18 protein-coding genes are annotated in these 15,097 nt (G+C 64.3%); 4 read left to right on the top strand and 14 right to left on the bottom strand.

The features are described from left to right. The first annotated feature begins 61 nt into the window (after window positions 1-61). Window positions 62-460: a hypothetical protein gene (locus CIT40_RS04845; protein ID WP_094896035.1), complete on the top strand. Its 399-nt coding sequence runs from the start codon at window positions 62-64 to the stop codon at window positions 458-460. Window positions 461-464: 4 nt separating this feature from the next. Here the strand turns inward: CIT40_RS04845 and CIT40_RS04840 are convergent, their stop codons facing one another. The 5 genes from CIT40_RS04840 to CIT40_RS04820 form a co-directional block, all read right to left on the bottom strand. Beyond that, on the bottom strand, window positions 465-674 hold the full coding sequence (locus CIT40_RS04840) for a hypothetical protein (protein WP_094896034.1): 210 nt from the start codon (window positions 672-674) through the stop codon (window positions 465-467). 126 nt (window positions 675-800) lie between these two features. After that, window positions 801-1,523, bottom strand: coding sequence for an SDR family NAD(P)-dependent oxidoreductase (locus CIT40_RS04835; RefSeq protein ID WP_094895970.1), 723 nt, complete (start codon window positions 1,521-1,523; stop codon window positions 801-803). Continuing rightward, the gene (locus CIT40_RS04830; protein ID WP_162307353.1) at window positions 1,516-2,898 is read right to left on the bottom strand and encodes a class I adenylate-forming enzyme family protein; all 1,383 of its coding nucleotides are present in this window, start codon (window positions 2,896-2,898) and stop codon (window positions 1,516-1,518) included. The genes CIT40_RS04835 and CIT40_RS04830 overlap by 8 nt, the downstream gene beginning before the upstream one ends. After that, the gene (locus CIT40_RS04825) at window positions 2,885-3,130 is read right to left on the bottom strand and encodes an acyl carrier protein (RefSeq protein ID WP_008543699.1); all 246 of its coding nucleotides are present in this window, start codon (window positions 3,128-3,130) and stop codon (window positions 2,885-2,887) included. The genes CIT40_RS04830 and CIT40_RS04825 overlap by 14 nt, the downstream gene beginning before the upstream one ends. 143 nt (window positions 3,131-3,273) lie before the next feature. Next, the gene (locus tag CIT40_RS04820) at window positions 3,274-5,088 is read right to left on the bottom strand and encodes a long-chain-acyl-CoA synthetase (protein WP_094895968.1); all 1,815 of its coding nucleotides are present in this window, start codon (window positions 5,086-5,088) and stop codon (window positions 3,274-3,276) included. Between the two features lie 181 nt (window positions 5,089-5,269). Here CIT40_RS04820 and CIT40_RS04815 point away from each other — a divergent pair, with 181 nt between their 5' ends. After that, window positions 5,270-6,250: a Bug family tripartite tricarboxylate transporter substrate binding protein gene (locus tag CIT40_RS04815; RefSeq protein ID WP_094896033.1), complete on the top strand. Its 981-nt coding sequence runs from the start codon at window positions 5,270-5,272 to the stop codon at window positions 6,248-6,250. Between the two features lie 49 nt (window positions 6,251-6,299). Here CIT40_RS04815 and CIT40_RS04810 read toward each other — a convergent pair whose 3' ends face one another. From CIT40_RS04810 to CIT40_RS04780, 7 genes are all read right to left on the bottom strand, one after another. Beyond that, on the bottom strand, window positions 6,300-6,788 hold the full coding sequence (locus CIT40_RS04810; protein ID WP_094895967.1) for a hypothetical protein: 489 nt from the start codon (window positions 6,786-6,788) through the stop codon (window positions 6,300-6,302). Between the two features lie 145 nt (window positions 6,789-6,933). Then, window positions 6,934-7,206, bottom strand: coding sequence for a DUF3551 domain-containing protein (locus tag CIT40_RS04805; protein ID WP_094896032.1), 273 nt, complete (start codon window positions 7,204-7,206; stop codon window positions 6,934-6,936). A 33-nt stretch (window positions 7,207-7,239) separates the two neighbouring features. After that, window positions 7,240-7,521, bottom strand: coding sequence for a DUF3551 domain-containing protein (locus tag CIT40_RS04800; protein WP_094896031.1), 282 nt, complete (start codon window positions 7,519-7,521; stop codon window positions 7,240-7,242). 123 nt (window positions 7,522-7,644) lie between these two features. Then, the gene (gene htpG / locus CIT40_RS04795) at window positions 7,645-9,522 is read right to left on the bottom strand and encodes a molecular chaperone HtpG (RefSeq protein WP_094895966.1); all 1,878 of its coding nucleotides are present in this window, start codon (window positions 9,520-9,522) and stop codon (window positions 7,645-7,647) included. Between the two features lie 122 nt (window positions 9,523-9,644). Next, complete coding sequence (locus tag CIT40_RS04790) at window positions 9,645-10,046, bottom strand: hypothetical protein (RefSeq protein ID WP_094895965.1); 402 nt, start codon at window positions 10,044-10,046, stop codon at window positions 9,645-9,647. Between the two features lie 233 nt (window positions 10,047-10,279). Continuing rightward, on the bottom strand, window positions 10,280-10,906 hold the full coding sequence (locus tag CIT40_RS04785) for a nuclear transport factor 2 family protein (protein ID WP_094895964.1): 627 nt from the start codon (window positions 10,904-10,906) through the stop codon (window positions 10,280-10,282). Between the two features lie 140 nt (window positions 10,907-11,046). Continuing rightward, entirely contained in the window at window positions 11,047-11,853 is an 807-nt protein-coding gene (locus tag CIT40_RS04780; protein WP_162307352.1) for a response regulator, read from the bottom strand. A 218-nt stretch (window positions 11,854-12,071) separates the two neighbouring features. Between CIT40_RS04780 and CIT40_RS04775 the strand changes: the two genes are divergently transcribed. Together CIT40_RS04775 and CIT40_RS04770 are read left to right on the top strand one after the other, a co-directional pair. Next, window positions 12,072-12,305, top strand: a complete 234-nt coding sequence (locus CIT40_RS04775; RefSeq protein ID WP_162307351.1) for a NepR family anti-sigma factor — start codon at window positions 12,072-12,074, stop codon at window positions 12,303-12,305. Continuing rightward, on the top strand, window positions 12,305-12,853 hold the full coding sequence (locus CIT40_RS04770) for a sigma-70 family RNA polymerase sigma factor (RefSeq protein ID WP_094895961.1): 549 nt from the start codon (window positions 12,305-12,307) through the stop codon (window positions 12,851-12,853). The genes CIT40_RS04775 and CIT40_RS04770 overlap by 1 nt, the downstream gene beginning before the upstream one ends. A gap of 70 nt (window positions 12,854-12,923) precedes the next feature. Here the strand turns inward: CIT40_RS04770 and CIT40_RS04765 are convergent, their stop codons facing one another. Together CIT40_RS04765 and CIT40_RS04760 are read right to left on the bottom strand one after the other, a co-directional pair. Continuing rightward, window positions 12,924-13,622, bottom strand: a complete 699-nt coding sequence (locus CIT40_RS04765) for a nitroreductase (protein WP_094895960.1) — start codon at window positions 13,620-13,622, stop codon at window positions 12,924-12,926. Between the two features lie 114 nt (window positions 13,623-13,736). Continuing rightward, window positions 13,737-14,981: an acyl-CoA dehydrogenase gene (locus CIT40_RS04760; RefSeq protein ID WP_094895959.1), complete on the bottom strand. Its 1,245-nt coding sequence runs from the start codon at window positions 14,979-14,981 to the stop codon at window positions 13,737-13,739. Window positions 14,982-15,097: the final 116 nt, after the last annotated feature.

The following is a 15,097-nucleotide window of genomic DNA, read 5'->3' as shown; positions in this document are numbered from 1 at the left end:
CGGCATCAAGCGGCTGGCCGGGAAGAGCGGCTATCGTTCTCAACTTAATCGGTTGCATGGGATGATCGAAGTGTCCGACTTCGACAGCAAGGACTCCGCCTCTCCGGTCCGCCGGCGCACGGGCATCGACCCGATCAGCGCGGTGAAGATGCCCGAAAGACTGACGGCAGCCGTCGATGCCTGGGCTGAGGCACATCAGCTGCCCCGCTCGGATGCGATCTGCAAGCTGATCGAGCTGGGCTTGAAGATGGCGCCCCCGGTCCTCTCCTTGGTGCACCCGATCGCATCGGACGCCACCAGGATCGAAGAGATCGCAGTCCACGAGATCGAGACGCTGCTCGATCCGGCATTGCCGGCCGAGGAACGCGAGCGTCGCATCCGCCGCCTTACCGAAGGGCCGCCGGAATTTTCACACGAGCGAATCGACCTGCTGAAGGACCCGCCGAAACACCGGACGTGAGACGCTAGTGCAGCTTCTCGTCCTGGCGCTTGCGTAAGCTATCGAGAGACGTATCGTGGCAACCGACCAGACGTACGAATTGCTGCGGATACATCTCGTGGCCGTGATCACCGGAATTCTGATGCGTCATCGGCGGGCAACGGACGTCGCCCGGCTTGCCGCGAGATTGCTCCGTCCGGCCCTGACCTGAAGCGGTTACGCTGGGCATGGTCATGGACTGCTCCCTGTCGATAAGGGCAGATCGATTGACGTAACCCAATCGATTGCGGGGCATCTTACGACCAAATCCGGTTGAATGTCATTGTGCCGGATCAATTCAATTGTGGCTGCGGAGTTCCGCTTACGCCGTGTTTCCCGCATCGATGGTGAACACGGTCCCTGTCACGTTGCGGCCGCCCTCCCCGAGCAGATATTCCACCATGCGCGCGACGTCGTCCGTTTCCGGCAGGCGGCGCAGCGCGCTGCGGCTGGCGATGCGCTTGCGCGCCTCGTCGGACAGGTTGTGCGTGAGCTCGGTGTCGATGAAGCCCGGCGCGATCGCGTTCACAGTGATGCCGAGCTTGCCGACCTCGCGCGCCAGCGAGCGGGTGAAGCCGGTGGCCGCCGCCTTGGTCGCGCCATAGACGGACAAGCCGTTGTAGCCGGTGGTCGCAATGATCGAGGAGATGTTGATGATGCGGCCGGCGCCGTCGGCCATCATCTGCCGCGCGACGTATTTGGTGAGGATGATCGGCGACAGCACGTTGAGCTGCACCAGCGCCTCGATCTCGGAATTGTGCATGGTGGCGAGCAGGCCTTCGGTGCCGAGGCCGGCATTGTTGACGAGACCATAGGTCGGGCCGAATTCATCGCGCACGAGTTTTGCAAAAGCCGGAATGGCGTCGATCACGGCGAGATCACAGGCGCGGAAATGCAGGCGCCCACCCGACTCGGCAATCGCCGCCTTGAGCTCGTCGCTCTCGCGCCGCGCCGCCGCGATCACGTTGTAGCCGGCGCCGACGAGGCGTCTGCCGATCGCAAGACCGATGCCGCGGCTGCCGCCGGTGACCAGAACGTTATGCATCGGTGCGCGCCAGTTTTCCGGCAGGAGTGACGTCGAGTGCGTCGACGAAGCGAATCACCGCCGGCACCTTGTGAGACGCAAGCTGCGCGCGGCACCGCTCCAGGATCTGGTCGCGGATCTCCTTCGCGCGGGCGGGATCGGTGCCCTCAGTGAGGATCACATCGGCGACGACGATGCCGCCGGTGATCGGGCTCTTGCGCGATTTGGCCTGCGACATCCGCACACCGGGATGGCCGTTGATGACCGCCTCGATCTCTTCGGGGTGGACCTTCAGCCCACCGATATTGATGATGCCGCCGCGGCGGCCGACGAAATAGTAGCGCTCACCGCGCAGCTCGACGATGTCGCCGCTGTCGACGAATCCATCGTCATCGGTGAGCGCGGCGGCATTGCGGCCGACATAGGCATGCGCGGTACGCGTCGAACGGATACGGAGCGAACCGTCGACCACTTTCATCTCGACGCCATTGCGATTGCCGAGATAGTCGGCCGGAAAGCCTTCCAGACCGTCATTGACGGCAAAGCCGACGCCGGCTTCGGTGGAGGCATAGGCATGACCGACGGAGGAATTGGGGAACGCCGCCTTCAACCCGTCGAGCACCGCCTGGTCGGCGATTTCGCCGGAGAGGCGGACGTAACCCGGTGTGAACTGCGCGGCCGAGCCGCTCATCAGGAGCTTGCGCCAGTGCGAGGGAGTGCCGGAGATGTGCGAGACCCCGCGTGCCTTCAGCCGCGCGACGTGATCGCCGAGCGCCTCGTGCGGGTCCGACAGCACCATCGAGCCGCCCGAGAGGACGGCGCGGAGGAATATCTGCAGGCCGCCATAGCGGCGGATATCGTAGAAGGTTGCCCAGACCGGCGCAGGTCCCCGCGCAGGGCCTTCGGCAACGATCGCACCGGTCAGTGCATCCAGCGTGTGGCCGACGATCTTCTGCACGCCGGAGGTGCCCGACGTCAGCATCAGCCATTCCGTCGCGCGTTCGGTCTTGACCGGCGCGGCGGCTTCGAGCGGCAATTGCGCGGTGACGATGAGCGGGACGCCTGTGCCGGCCCAGCGATCGGGCTCGTCGGTCACGACGGCATCTATTCCGGCATCGGCGATCAAGGCCTCCAGATGCGCCGGATTGAGATCGGGCGGGCACAGCAGCATACGACGGGCGATGCCGTCGAGCTCGATCATCGCAAGGCCCGACCGCAGTTGATCGGACAATTTGAGCAGCACGGAGCGGCCGGACAATTCGCGCAGACGGCCGCCCAGGACCGTCTGCGACAGGACATCGGTCAGCGACACGCAGGTGCGCGCGTCGGACAGCGTACGGCCGGTCAGCTCCGCGCCGAGATGGTCGCGAAGCGCAAAGATCTCACGCGGGGACATTTTCGTAGGCCCGCACGAAATCACCCACCGTCGCGGGAAATGCTGCGTCCTCGGAAATGGTGAAGGGGTCGACGCCGGTCTCGTCCTCGAGGCGCGCAACCAGAATGGCGAAGGCGAGCGAGTCGAAGCCCGTCTCGTGCAACGACAGATCGTCCGAGAGTGCGGGAAGCGTGACGTGCTGCTCTTTGGCGATCTGCTGGATCGCGTCGATGACCTTAGACCTTACCGACATGGCTGGCTCGCTCTTCGTTATCGTTGGTGTTGCGGCGGCTCTTGCTGGCCGCCTCCCCATGGCCGCTTGTTTACCCGACAGAAGTAAATGGCTTCTTGGACAATTCAGATAAAATTGGACCTATCTGCGGATTTTGGCAGGATTCACAGCCTGATCGAGCCGTCCACGATCCGCGCATGGGCCTCCGTATCGAGCGCCACATAGGTCCCGGACTTCGGGTCTGCCATGAACAGCGGATCGGAGATCGCGCCGGGATCGAAGCCTTCCCGTGCCAGATCGCCCTTCTTCTGCTTGAATGTCTCGGTCGCATCGATCTCGCTGGAGATGCGGATGAAGACGGGGTGCGCATAGGCAGGCAAGCGCTGGGCCAGATGTGCGGGCAACGCCTCGATGTCGAAGCCCTCGTTGACGACGATCGCGCTCATGCCGGCGCGGCCGTCGGCGCCGGGGATGCTGACGCCGTAAGTGGTGGCGTCGACCACGCCGGCAAAGTCGCGCATCGCGTCGTTCACCTCCGAGGTCGCCACGTTCTCGCCTTTCCAGCGGAACGTGTCCCCGATCCGATCGACGAAATGAAAGAAGCCCTTGTCGTCGATCCGCATCAGATCGCCCGTGCGAAACCAGGCATCGCCCCTGGCAAAGACATCGCGAAGAACCTTCTTCTCGGTCTCGCCTGCATCGGTGTAGCCCTCGAAGCGGCCGCCGCCTTCATCGGCGGTGCCGATGCGGCCTACGGCCTCGCCGGCCTCACCGCGGGCGCAGGCGATGCAAAAGCCCTCTTCGTTGCGCAGCGGCGCGCCGCTGTCGGGGTCGAGCTTGACGAGATTGGCAGGAAAGCGATGCGCCAGCAGCGGCGGGATGCGCCCGATGGCGCCCGGCTGTCCCTCGACGTTGAACAGCGAGAAATTGCCTTCCGTTGCCGCATAGAATTCGAGGATGCGCGGAATGGCAAAACGCGCCTGAAAGTCTTCCCAGATATCGCCGCGCAGGCCATTGCCGCAGACGAGGCGAAGACGATGCCGGTTCTCATATTCCGAGGGCGCCGCCTTGAGCAGATAACGGCAGAGCTCGCCGATATATTGAAACAGCGTGCAATCATGCCGCACGATATCGGACCAGAAATGCGAGGCCGAGAATTTCTCCGCGATCACCACCGAGCCGCCGGCGGCGAGCATGCTGCACGGCGCGACGATGCCGCCGACCGAGTGGAATAGCGGCAGGCAATCGTAGAGCCGGTCATGCGGGTCCGCACCGGTGAGGCCGGCGAACCAGAAGCCCCAATTGAGAATGCGGCGGTGACTGATGCTGGCGGCCTTCGGCAGGCCTGTCGTGCCCGAGGTGTAGATCAGCAGCGCACGATCATCGATGGTGATCTCACCGCGCTCCTCAGGCGACAGGGGCGCGTCGTCCATAGCCGCAAGCGCAACGTCGATGGCGCGCTCGCTGCGGGCATCTCCATGGGTCCAGACTTTGGCCTGCGTCTTCAGATGCGGCGTTGCGCTCTCCAGCATCGCCGTCAGCTCATGCGCAAGGATGATATGCGAGGGCCTTGCGACGTCGAGGCAATGCGCGAGCGAGGGTCCCACCAGCTTGGTGTTGAGCAGCGCCGCCACGCCGCCGATCCGGCTGATGCCGAGCCAGGCCGCGACATAGTCGATGCCGTTCGGCATGATCAAGGCGACCGTATCACCCTTGGCCACGCCGGCCGAGCGTGCCCAGCGCGCGTAGCGGTTGATGCGCTTCGACAGGCCTTCGTAGTCGAGACTTGCGTCGTCCGTGATCAGCGCGACGCGGTCGGGCTGGCGCTGCGCCCAATCGTCGATGACGTCGGCGAACAGACGTCCCGGCAGCGCTTCGACCCGTGCGGTGAGCTCGATGGCCTTCAGCCAGATCCTTGAAGCCGAAGGCGCACGCGCGGCTTTCGGGCGCTCGATGATACCGGTCGTCATACCGTCCATGCCTTCGGGGCTGTCTGCTTTTCTCCCAAGCTTAGCCCGCGCGCCCTGCCCAGGTGTTAAGAGACAAGGTAAAACCCGGTTAGGACGCGATTAACTCTAGCGATCCTTTACCAAGCCGATGGGATCGGCGTGCGCGGTTGCACGATTCTTGCGATAGCAAAGCGAGAATGGGATGCAGACCATGATCACCAGACGACATTTCCTTCAGACCGCCGCCTGTGCCGCAGCCGCGCTCGCCGCGCCGCGCGCTTTTGCCCTCGGCAACCCCTCCTATCCCTCGCACAGCGTGAAGTGGGTGGTGCCTTATGCGCCGGGCGGCGCCACCGACGTGCTGTCGCGACTGCTTTGCCAGCGTCTGTCCGACCGGCTCGGCCAGACCTTCGTGGTCGAGAACAAGCCGGGTGCCGGCAGCAATATCGGGACACAGGCCGTGATCACCTCGGCACCCGACGGCTACACCCTGCTGCTGACCTCGACCGCGAACGCGATCAATGCCTCGTTCGATCCGGCACTGCCGTATGATTTCGCCAAGAGCATCGCGCCGGTCGCCGGCGTCGCGCGAATTCCGCTGGTGCTGGTCGTCAACAACGACCTGCCGGTCAAGACCGTCGCCGACTTCATCGCCTACGCCAAGGCCAATCCCGGCAAGATATCGATCGCCTCCTCGGGCATCGGCACCTCGCTGCACCTCTCGGGCGAATTGTTCAAGTCGATGGCCGGCGTGCAGTTCACTCACGTCCCCTATCGCGGCTCGGCACCGGGCCTGACTGACGTGATGAGCGGCCAGATCCAGGGCATGTTCGACAACGTCACCTCGTCCTTCGAGCTGGTGCGCGCCGGCAAATTGCGCGCGCTCGGCATCACCACGCGCGAGCGCTCCGAGATCCTGCCCGACGTGCCTCCCATCGCCGACACGCTGCCCGGCTATGAGACGAGCTCGTTCTACGGCGTCGGCGCCCCGCACGACACGCCGCGCGAGATCGTCGACCTGCTCAATCGCGAGATCGATGCTGCGCTGTCCGATCCCGCGATCAAGGCCCGTATCGCCGAGCTCGGCGCCATCCCGTTGCACGGCAACGCCAGTGAGTTCGGCGGCATGCTGACCGACGAGACCGACCGCTGGCGCAAGGTGGTCGAGCTGTCGGGGATCAGGAAGGAATAGCGCATCCCCGTAGCGCAGACCACGCGCGATCGCAGCGCATCGCGCGGCCTCACTCCGCCGTGAATTCGAGATTGAACCGGATCGGATTGATCGGCTTCGTGACGAATCCGACCGTCTTGCCGTTCAAGCCGGCTAACGGGCCGGATGCGAATTTGACGATTCCCTTGCCCGAGGATTCGACCCCAACGGCCTTGCCGTCCTTCATCACGGCCTGGGCGGAGCCTTGGGTCAGCTGCGTCACCAGGCGTCCGCCGGGAATGCGGTGCACGCCGCCACCCATCACCATGGTCGCCTTGGGGCCGTCCCACTCGACGACATTCGAGGCGGAATAGACCGCGCCTTTCAGCAATCCCTCGACGCCGACGCAGACATAGTCCTGCGCCACCAGATTATGATCGGGACGGTCGCCAATCGGTTCCTGGGTGAAGAAGCCCGCAAGGCTGCATTCGTAGCGCGCGATCACGTCTGCGCGGGCCGGCTGGACGGCGATCATGACAAGGGTCGAGCCGACGAGCGCCGTAAGGGTGCACCTGTTCATGGAAATCTCCTCGCGTCATCCGCCCGATCTGAGGGGCCGGCATGATGCCGGACTCCTGACGTCGGACTGCGCGCCGAGAGTGCCCGAGGACGCAGATGCAAACGTTGACCTGGCTCAACCATCGTCGCCGACGGGAGCCCAAAGGCTAACGGACGCGCGGCTTGCGGGAATGGTACGATGCCGGCGCGTGGACCGGATAATACGGGTTGAGATCGCAGGTTGCGGAGCGGCCCGACGCCGTGGCGCGGCACTGCGGCAACGAGGTGAAGGAGCAGTCGTACCACTCCCCACCTCCCCCGTTCGCACCTGAATAAACGTGCATGCAGACGGGGTACCGCGGATCAAAGGTCTGCGCATGCGAGGACGTCGGCGTGAGCAGCGAGCCGGCGATCATGATCAGGCCGAACGAGAAGCGCATGAACTGTGTTCCGATACCCTGCATCGTGGATCGTCAATGCTGTTTCTTGTGACGCCGGCGCGGCTGCTGCGGCGGCTGGTCGAAGCGGTAGTAGGGGTTGACGTCGCAGCTGGCCGAGCGGCCCGACGCAGTCGCACGGCACTGCGGAAGCGAGGTGAAGGAGCAGTCGAAATAGTCGCCGCCGCCACCGCCGAAGCCGCCGGGCGTATAGACGTGCATGCACACCGGGTAGCGCGGATCATAGGTCTGGGCGCTGGCATCCGCCGCGACGAACAGCGTGGCAATCGCGGTGAGAGTCAGAATCGGCAAGCGCATGGACTTCATCCTCGAATCGACGGCATCGGCTGATGCCGATGGCCTGCTATGGCATAACACGAGGCCGGCGGCGACTGTTCCTGGGAGCAGGTGACGGCAAGGTGAGTGCCGGGGACCGCGGCGCTAGGCGCCGAGCCCCTGCAACACCAGCCGGTTAAGCCTCGCCGCAAACGCGGCCGGATCCTCCGGCAACTCACCGTCCAGGATCTGCGCCTGCTCGAGCAGCAGCAGGCTGAGATCGTCGACCGCCTTCGAGCCGGCTTGCGCCTTGGTGATCGCGCCCACCATCGGATGGCGCAGATTGATCTCCAGGATCGGCCTGGTCTTCATGCCGCGGTTCTGCTGCGACAGGATGCGCTCGAGCTCGCGGCTCGGGCCCTGGCTGTCGGCAACGAGGCAGGACGCCGAGCTGGTGAGGCGCGTCGAGGCCTTGACGTCGCTGACGCGCTCGCCGAGCGCGGCCTTGATGACGGCGATGGTGGCCGCTTCATCGGCCTCCGGCTCGTCCTTCTTTGCCTCATCGCTGTTGTCGACGCGTGGAATCAGGTCGAGATTGAGATCGCCCTGGCTCAGCGACTTCAGCGGCTTGCCGTCGAAATCCGACGGCATCGAGGTCCAGAACGCATCGACGGGATCGGACAGCAGCAGCACCTCGATGCCCCGCGCGGTCGCAGCCTCCAGCCGCGGATTGGATTTCAGCCGCTCGATGCTGTCGCCGACGAGATAATAGATCTCGGTCTGGTTCGGCTTGAAATCGGCGATGACTTGCTTCAGCGACCGCTTCTCGCCTGCGGTCGTTGTGAAGCGCGACAGTGCCAGCAGCTTTTCGCGGCGCTCGAAATCCTCGTAAATGCCCTCCTTCAGCACCGCACCGAAGGCGTCCCAGATCCTGGCAAAATTCTCCGGATCCTTCTCGGCCAGGCTTTCGAGCTCCGACACGACCCGGGTCGCCACGGCCTTGCGGATCTGCGCCAGCTGCGGATTGTTCTGCAGCATCTCGCGGGAGATGTTGAGCGGCAGATCCTCACTGTCGACGACGCCGCGGATGAAGCGCAAATAGCCCGGCAGCAGGTCGGCATCATCGGTGATGAAGACGCGGCGGACGTAGAGCTTCACCCGCCCCTTGCGGTTCGGCTCGAACAGGTCGAACGGCTTCGTCGAGGGCGCGAACAGCAACACGGCGTAAGAGTAGCGGCCCTCGGCGCGGTAATGCAGCGTCATCGCGGGATCGTCGAAGGCGGATGCGATCTGCTGATAGGCCTTCTTGTAGTCGTCCGCCGTCAGCTCGGATTTCGAGCGTTGCCACAGCGCGCTGGCCGAATTGATCTGGCGGGGCTCACCTTCTTCCGGCACCAGCTCGATCGGGAACAGGATGTTGTCGGAATAGGCACCGATGATGCGTTCGATCTCGAAGGCCTCGAGATATTTCCTGGCGTCGTCTTTCAGATGCAGGACGATCTCGGTGCCACGCGTCACGCGCGCCGCGTCCTCGTCGCTGGCACGGGCGATCTCGAAGCCCGAGCCGCCGGAGGACGTCCAGGTCCAGACGTCGCTCTCGCCGGCGCGGCGGCTGACCACGACGATCCTGTCGGCGACCATGAAGGCGGAATAGAAGCCGACACCGAACTGGCCGATCAGGCCGAGACCGTCCTTGGCCTCCTTCAGCTTCGACACGAACGCCTTGGTGCCGGAGCGGGCGATGGTGCCGAGATGGTCGATCAGCTCCTGCCGCTCCATGCCGATGCCGTTGTCGGCGATCGTGAGCGTATTGGCCGCCTTGTTCGGGATGATGCGGATCTTGAGCGCGTCGCCCTCACCCAGCAGCGCCGGGGTTGCGATCGCCTCGTAGCGCAGCTTGTCGCAGGCGTCCGAGGCGTTGGAGACGAGCTCGCGCAGGAAGATATCGGTCTCCGAATAGACGGAGTGCACCATCAGGTGTAGCAGCTCGGAAACCTCGGCCTGGAAAGGCTGTGTATGCACAGCCGTATCTGACGTCGTCATGCGTTTACCCGGTCAAAACGAAGGGAAGAAACCCGGGATATAACGCGAGCGTACGGGGGATCAAGTGGACGTGAACAATCGTCCTCGGGCGGGGAGAGCAATCTACCCGGTGGCCCGGCGGATCAGGTCACGCAACGGCCAGGCTGGAGCAGCTTTGCTACCTCGGTCAGCGAGCTGACCATCGGCTCGCAGGCGACCGTCGGGCGGTTGCGTGCCTTGGGGGTCTGGAGCAGCGCCGGCGGCTTGGCGCTGCCGGACTCGATCACTGCGGGGACCCGGAGCAGCACCGACGTCGCTGGAAGGTCGTTCAGCCGCATGGAGACGGTGCGGGTGGGAACTCCCTGCTTGATCTCAGCGAGCCGGTCTGACTTTCCGGAGCGGTTGATGTTGTGGCCGGGCTGATCGGCTTTGTCGGCGACACTCTGCCAACGGTCGGCCAGATCGTGGCCGGAGGCCAACTGCGCAGCGCCGAGCGCGAATGTGATCGCGGCGGCACCGAAAAATGCTTTGTAAATCTGTGACATGGCTGTCGATCCCTCGCCCCATGGCGATCGCGGGAACAACGTCGGGGGAGGATCAGGGGTTCTCGGCAGATACGATCACTTAACCGTGTGCAATACGCGCGACGGCGTGCGCAAAATATTTCGCACAGGGGGGAACGTCTCGCGGGGGTGGGAGTCATCCTGACAGCCGGCTATTCCCCCCTGCCCCATAAGCCGGCGACGTAGGGCGCGACTGTGGTGATGCCAGTCGCGCCTTACTTTTTTGCGGCGTGCGCTTTCCCCGCCAGCCACGCCCGCCCTTCGCCATAGAGCTTCTCGACCTCGGGACCGATCAGGCCCGGCATGTCGCGCTTGACCCTGTAGCCGATCAGCTCCTGCATGTAGGCGAGGTGGCGATAGCCTTCAGGCAGCGCGGCGAGCGCTTTCTGGTCGAGGCGGAGCTCTGCTGCGGGATCGACCGGGTCGATCCGGTCCTTCTCGTAGATCGGCTGGCGACGGACGATGCCCCACCGCCCGATTCCTGATTGGTCCTGTCGTTTTTCCAGGAAATCGTAGAAGCGGCCGGTACAGACGACATCGCAGACCACGTCGTGCACCGGGGCGCGCTGCGAGATCGTCATCTTGGTCTGGGCGATGGCACGCGCACCTGCGAGATCGATGCTGGTGCCGCCGAGGAAATGCAGGATGCGGACGCCCCTGGCGAACCCCTCCTGGCTGACGCGCATGAAATCCCGCGCCGGCCCCTGAAACCAGGTGGCGGACATCCAGCCCTCGTCGTGCCAGACCGTGGCGAAGCGCTCCCAATCACCGGCATCGCGCCACACCGCCCAGTTCTCGACGAGGTCGCGGATGGCGAGACGATCGAGCAACTGCTGGTCCATGGGCACATCTCCGGCTGGGATCCCTGCAGGACGTATGAGCGGCGAAGCCGGCGCGCGTCAAGCACGGCAGTCGGGCATGAAAAATCCGGCGTGCCTTGCAGCACGCCGGATCGGATCGTTTCGCCAAATGGCCGGCGCGATTAAGCCGCCGGTGCCTTCGGCGCGCGGTTGCGCGAGTTGCGCTGGAAGAACAGCGCCTGGCTCGCCACCGCCGACACCATCGCGGGCTGGAACGGCTTTGAGATCAGGAATGCCGGCTCGGGGCGCTCGCCGGTGAGGAAGCGCTCCGGGTACGCGGTGATGAACACCACCGGCACTTCGAAGGTGCGGAGCAATTCGTTGACCGCGTCGAGGCCCGACGAGCCGTCGGCGAGCTGGATGTCGGCGAGGATCAGGCCGGGCCGCTTGTTCTTGGCCAGTGCGACCGCATCGGCATGGGTGCGCGCGACGCCGACGACATTGTGGCCGAGATTCTTCACCAGGCTCTCGAGGTCCATGGCGATGAAGGTCTCGTCCTCGATGATCAGCACGTCGGTGGCAATCTCGGCGGCCATCTCGCGGCCGGCCGCATCCGCAAGCCGCCGGGTCTCGGCGACGTCGGTACCGAGGATGTAGCCGACTTCCTCTTCCGAAAATCCCTCCAGCGAGAGCAGCAGGAAGGCCTGCCGCGGCAGCGGTGTGATGTTCGACAGCCGCCGCTCCGGCGGCATTGGCAGGGTCGCCACCTCGGAATCGTCGTTGACGGAGACCGAATTCCAGATCTGGGTGAACAACCGGAACAGGCCGACGCGCGGTCCGTGGCTCTCGTCGAGCACTGCCGGATCTCCCAGCATGGCTTCCAACATGGCTGCGACATAAGCGTCACCGGAAGCCTGGCTGCCCGTCAGGGCGCGCGCGTACCGGCGCAACAACGGCAAGTGCTCAGCAACAAGCTGTGAACGGGACATCCCCACTCCATTCATATTCGGACCAACCTTGACGTCCAGTCAATCGAGGGGGGCCCAGGTTCCCCTGCTGGACTGTTTACGCCTCACCCCAACAAAAGTTCCCCCCGAGCGGGAACTTTTTATCGAACCTGGAATTGAGCCTATCCAGGGAACGGCTCCCGGTTGAGAAAACTTCTCGATTTTACAGTCACTTAACTCGGGGAAACGTGGAACAGGTCATGAAAGATCTCAAGTCTCAAGCCAGCAGAAGCACGACCCCCGGCAAGGGAGGCCTCACTCCGGAGATACAATCCCGGATAGGGCATCAATTGCGCGCCATGTACGACGATGTCGTGCGACAGGGGGTTCCAGATCGGTTCGCCGAACTGATCAAGAAGCTTGATGCGCCAGGGGCCACACCCCAATTGGGCGAAGAGGGCGGATCCAACGACAACAACAATGGGAGGGATTAATGCCTCTCACGGACTCCCTGCGCAACGACATCCTCGCGAGCGTGCCGAGCTTACGCGCGTTTGCCATTTCACTTAGCGGCAATGCGGACCGCGCCGACGATTTGGTCCAGGAGACGCTGCTCCGCGCCCTCGCCAATATCGACTCGTTCCAGCCCGGCTCCAATCTGCCGGCGTGGCTGTTCACGATCCTGCGCAACCTCTTCCGCTCCGACTATCGCAAGCGGCGGCGCGAGGTCGAGGATGCCGAAGGCAACTACGCCAAGACGCTGAAGACACAGCCGTCGCAGAACGCGCATCTCGAATTCGAGGAATTCCGCACGGCGCTCGAGAAGCTTCCGCAGGACCAGCGTGAAGCGCTGATCCTGGTCGGCGCCTCCGGCTTCTCCTACGAAGACGCGGCCTCGATCTGCGGTTGTGCGGTCGGCACGATCAAGAGCCGCGTCAACCGCGCGCGCTCGAAGCTCGCCGCCCTGCTCTATGTCGACGGCGCCGAAGACTTCGGGCCCGACGAGACCATCCGCGCCGTGATCGGCGGCAGCGGCGGATAGCGGCCGGCGTCAATCGATCCGAAACCGACGGAGAGGCGGCCGTTCTCGCGGCCGCCCTTACGCGTCTCGATCACTCGTCGGCGAAAGTTACCGTTTCAGCGACGCTCGCGCGCGAGGTGCGGTAGCTGTTGACCTTGTGCGCATTGTCAGCGTAGCCGAACGAGATGCCGCAGACGATGCGGCGATCGTCGGGCAGATTGAAGTGGCGGCGGATCAGGCCGGAATGCCGTGCAAGCGCCGCCTGCGGAATCGTGCCGAGCCCGAGCGCCTGCGCAGCCAGCATGAAGTTGGAGACATAGGCGCCGCAATCGATCGCACCGTAGATGCCGAGCGGCTCGTTGGTGTGAATGATGGCGACATGAGGCGCGCCGAAGAAATTGTAGTTCTCCAGCGCCTGCCTGGCGTAGGCGCTCCTGTCACCACGGGCGATTCCGAGCGTGTTGTAGAGCTGAAAACCGCTTTCGCGGCGGCGATCGAGATAGACGCCGACATATTCGCGCGGCGGGGTGAAGTCGTAATCGTCGCCGAGCCCCCCTGAAGCTTCCTTGTAGATCGCCTGGCGGAAACGCTCCTTGGCTTCGCCACTGGCGATGATCACCTGCCAGGGCTGACTGTTGCACCAGGACGCCGTGCGCTGTGCGGTCGTCAGCACATGTTCGATGGTCGCGCGGTCGACCTCTTTCGGCAGGAAGGCGCGGACGGAGTAGCGCTCGTTGAGCAGCTCTTCGAGCACGCCGATGCGGTCGTTTTGTTTCACTTTTGCGTCCATTGCCTAGCTCGCTTTCGTGCCCCGGACGCGACGCAGCACGATGCGGCGCAGAGGCGGGGCCCATGGCTCCTGGGTCCCGGCTCGCGCTTCGCGCGTCCGGGACACGAGAGTCTTTCATCTGCCCTTGGTCGGGATCTTGTTGTACGGCACGTCCTTGTCGACTCGGATGTCGCCGGGCAGGCCCAGCACCCGCTCGGCGATGATGTTGCGCAGGATCTCGTCGGTGCCGCCGGCGATGCGCATCGAGGGCGAGGACAGCAGCATCTGCTGGAACTGGCCCTGCACCGTCTCCTCGTCGGTGCCGGTGAGAACACCGGTCGCGCCTTGCAGGTCCATGGCGTAGGTCGCGATATCCTGCAGCATCATGCCCGACACCAGCTTGCCGATCGAATTCTCCGGGCCCGGCCGCTCGCCTTTCGACAGCGCCGAGATGGTGCGATAGCTGGTAAATTTCAGCCCATTCGACTTCGCCGCCCAGTTCGCGAGTTTCGAACGCACCGCAGGATCGTCGATGGCGAGACCGTCCTCCAGCATCAGATTGGAGCAGAACTCGAACATCTCAGGCACGCCGGTCGCAAGGCGCGAGCCGATCGACATGCGCTCGTTCATCAGCGTGGTCAACGACACGCTCCAACCCTCGCCGACGGCGCCTAGCCGCTGGCTGTCGGGGATCACGACGTCGGTGAAATAGACCTCGTTGAACTCCTGCATGCCATTGGCCTGCCTGATCGGCCGGACCTCGACGCCGGGGCTCTTCATGTCCAGGAAGAACATGGTGAGACCCTTGTGCTTGGGCACGTTCGGATCGGTGCGCGCGATCAGGAGGCCGTAGTCGGAGTAATGCGCGCCGGAGGTCCAGATCTTCTGGCCGTTGACGATCCAATTGTCGCCCTTCTTCTCCGCGCGCGTGCGCAGGCCAGCGACATCGGAGCCGGCGGACGGCTCGGAAAACAGCTGGCACCAGATCTCCTCGCCCGAAGCGAGCTTCGGCAGGTACCTGCGCTTGGCATCCTCGCTGCCGAACGCCATCACGGTCGGACCGCACATGCCCTCGCCGATCTGGAACGGCTGCGTCAGCTTGCCGTAGACGCCCTCCTCCTGCTGCCAGATCACCTTCTCGATCGGCGTCGCACCTCGACCGCCATACTCCTTAGGCCAGTGCAGGCAGGCCCAATTGCCTTCGAACTTCTTCTTCTGCCAGGCCTTGCCGACATCGACCATGTCGTGCTTCGCCAGCCGGATGCGGCCGAGCGAGGATTTGGACAGCTCCTGCTCGAACTCCTTGGGCGCGTTGGCGGCGATCCATTGGCGCGCGGTCAGGCGGAATTCGGCTTCCTGCGGGGTGTCGTCGAAATTCATCTTTGAACTCTCCTCTCGTGCCCGGACGCTGCACAGCGCGAAGCGGTGCGCTGCAGAGCCGGGGCCCATCGTAGCTCTCTGGGTCCCGGCTCTGCGACGCGGCATGACATGCCGCA

It is taken from the genome of Bradyrhizobium amphicarpaeae (genome assembly GCF_002266435.3).
Taxonomy (GTDB): Bacteria; Pseudomonadota; Alphaproteobacteria; order Rhizobiales; family Xanthobacteraceae; genus Bradyrhizobium; species Bradyrhizobium amphicarpaeae.
Note: the sequence above shows the minus strand (reverse complement) of the source record. Positions and strands in the feature narration are given on the sequence as shown.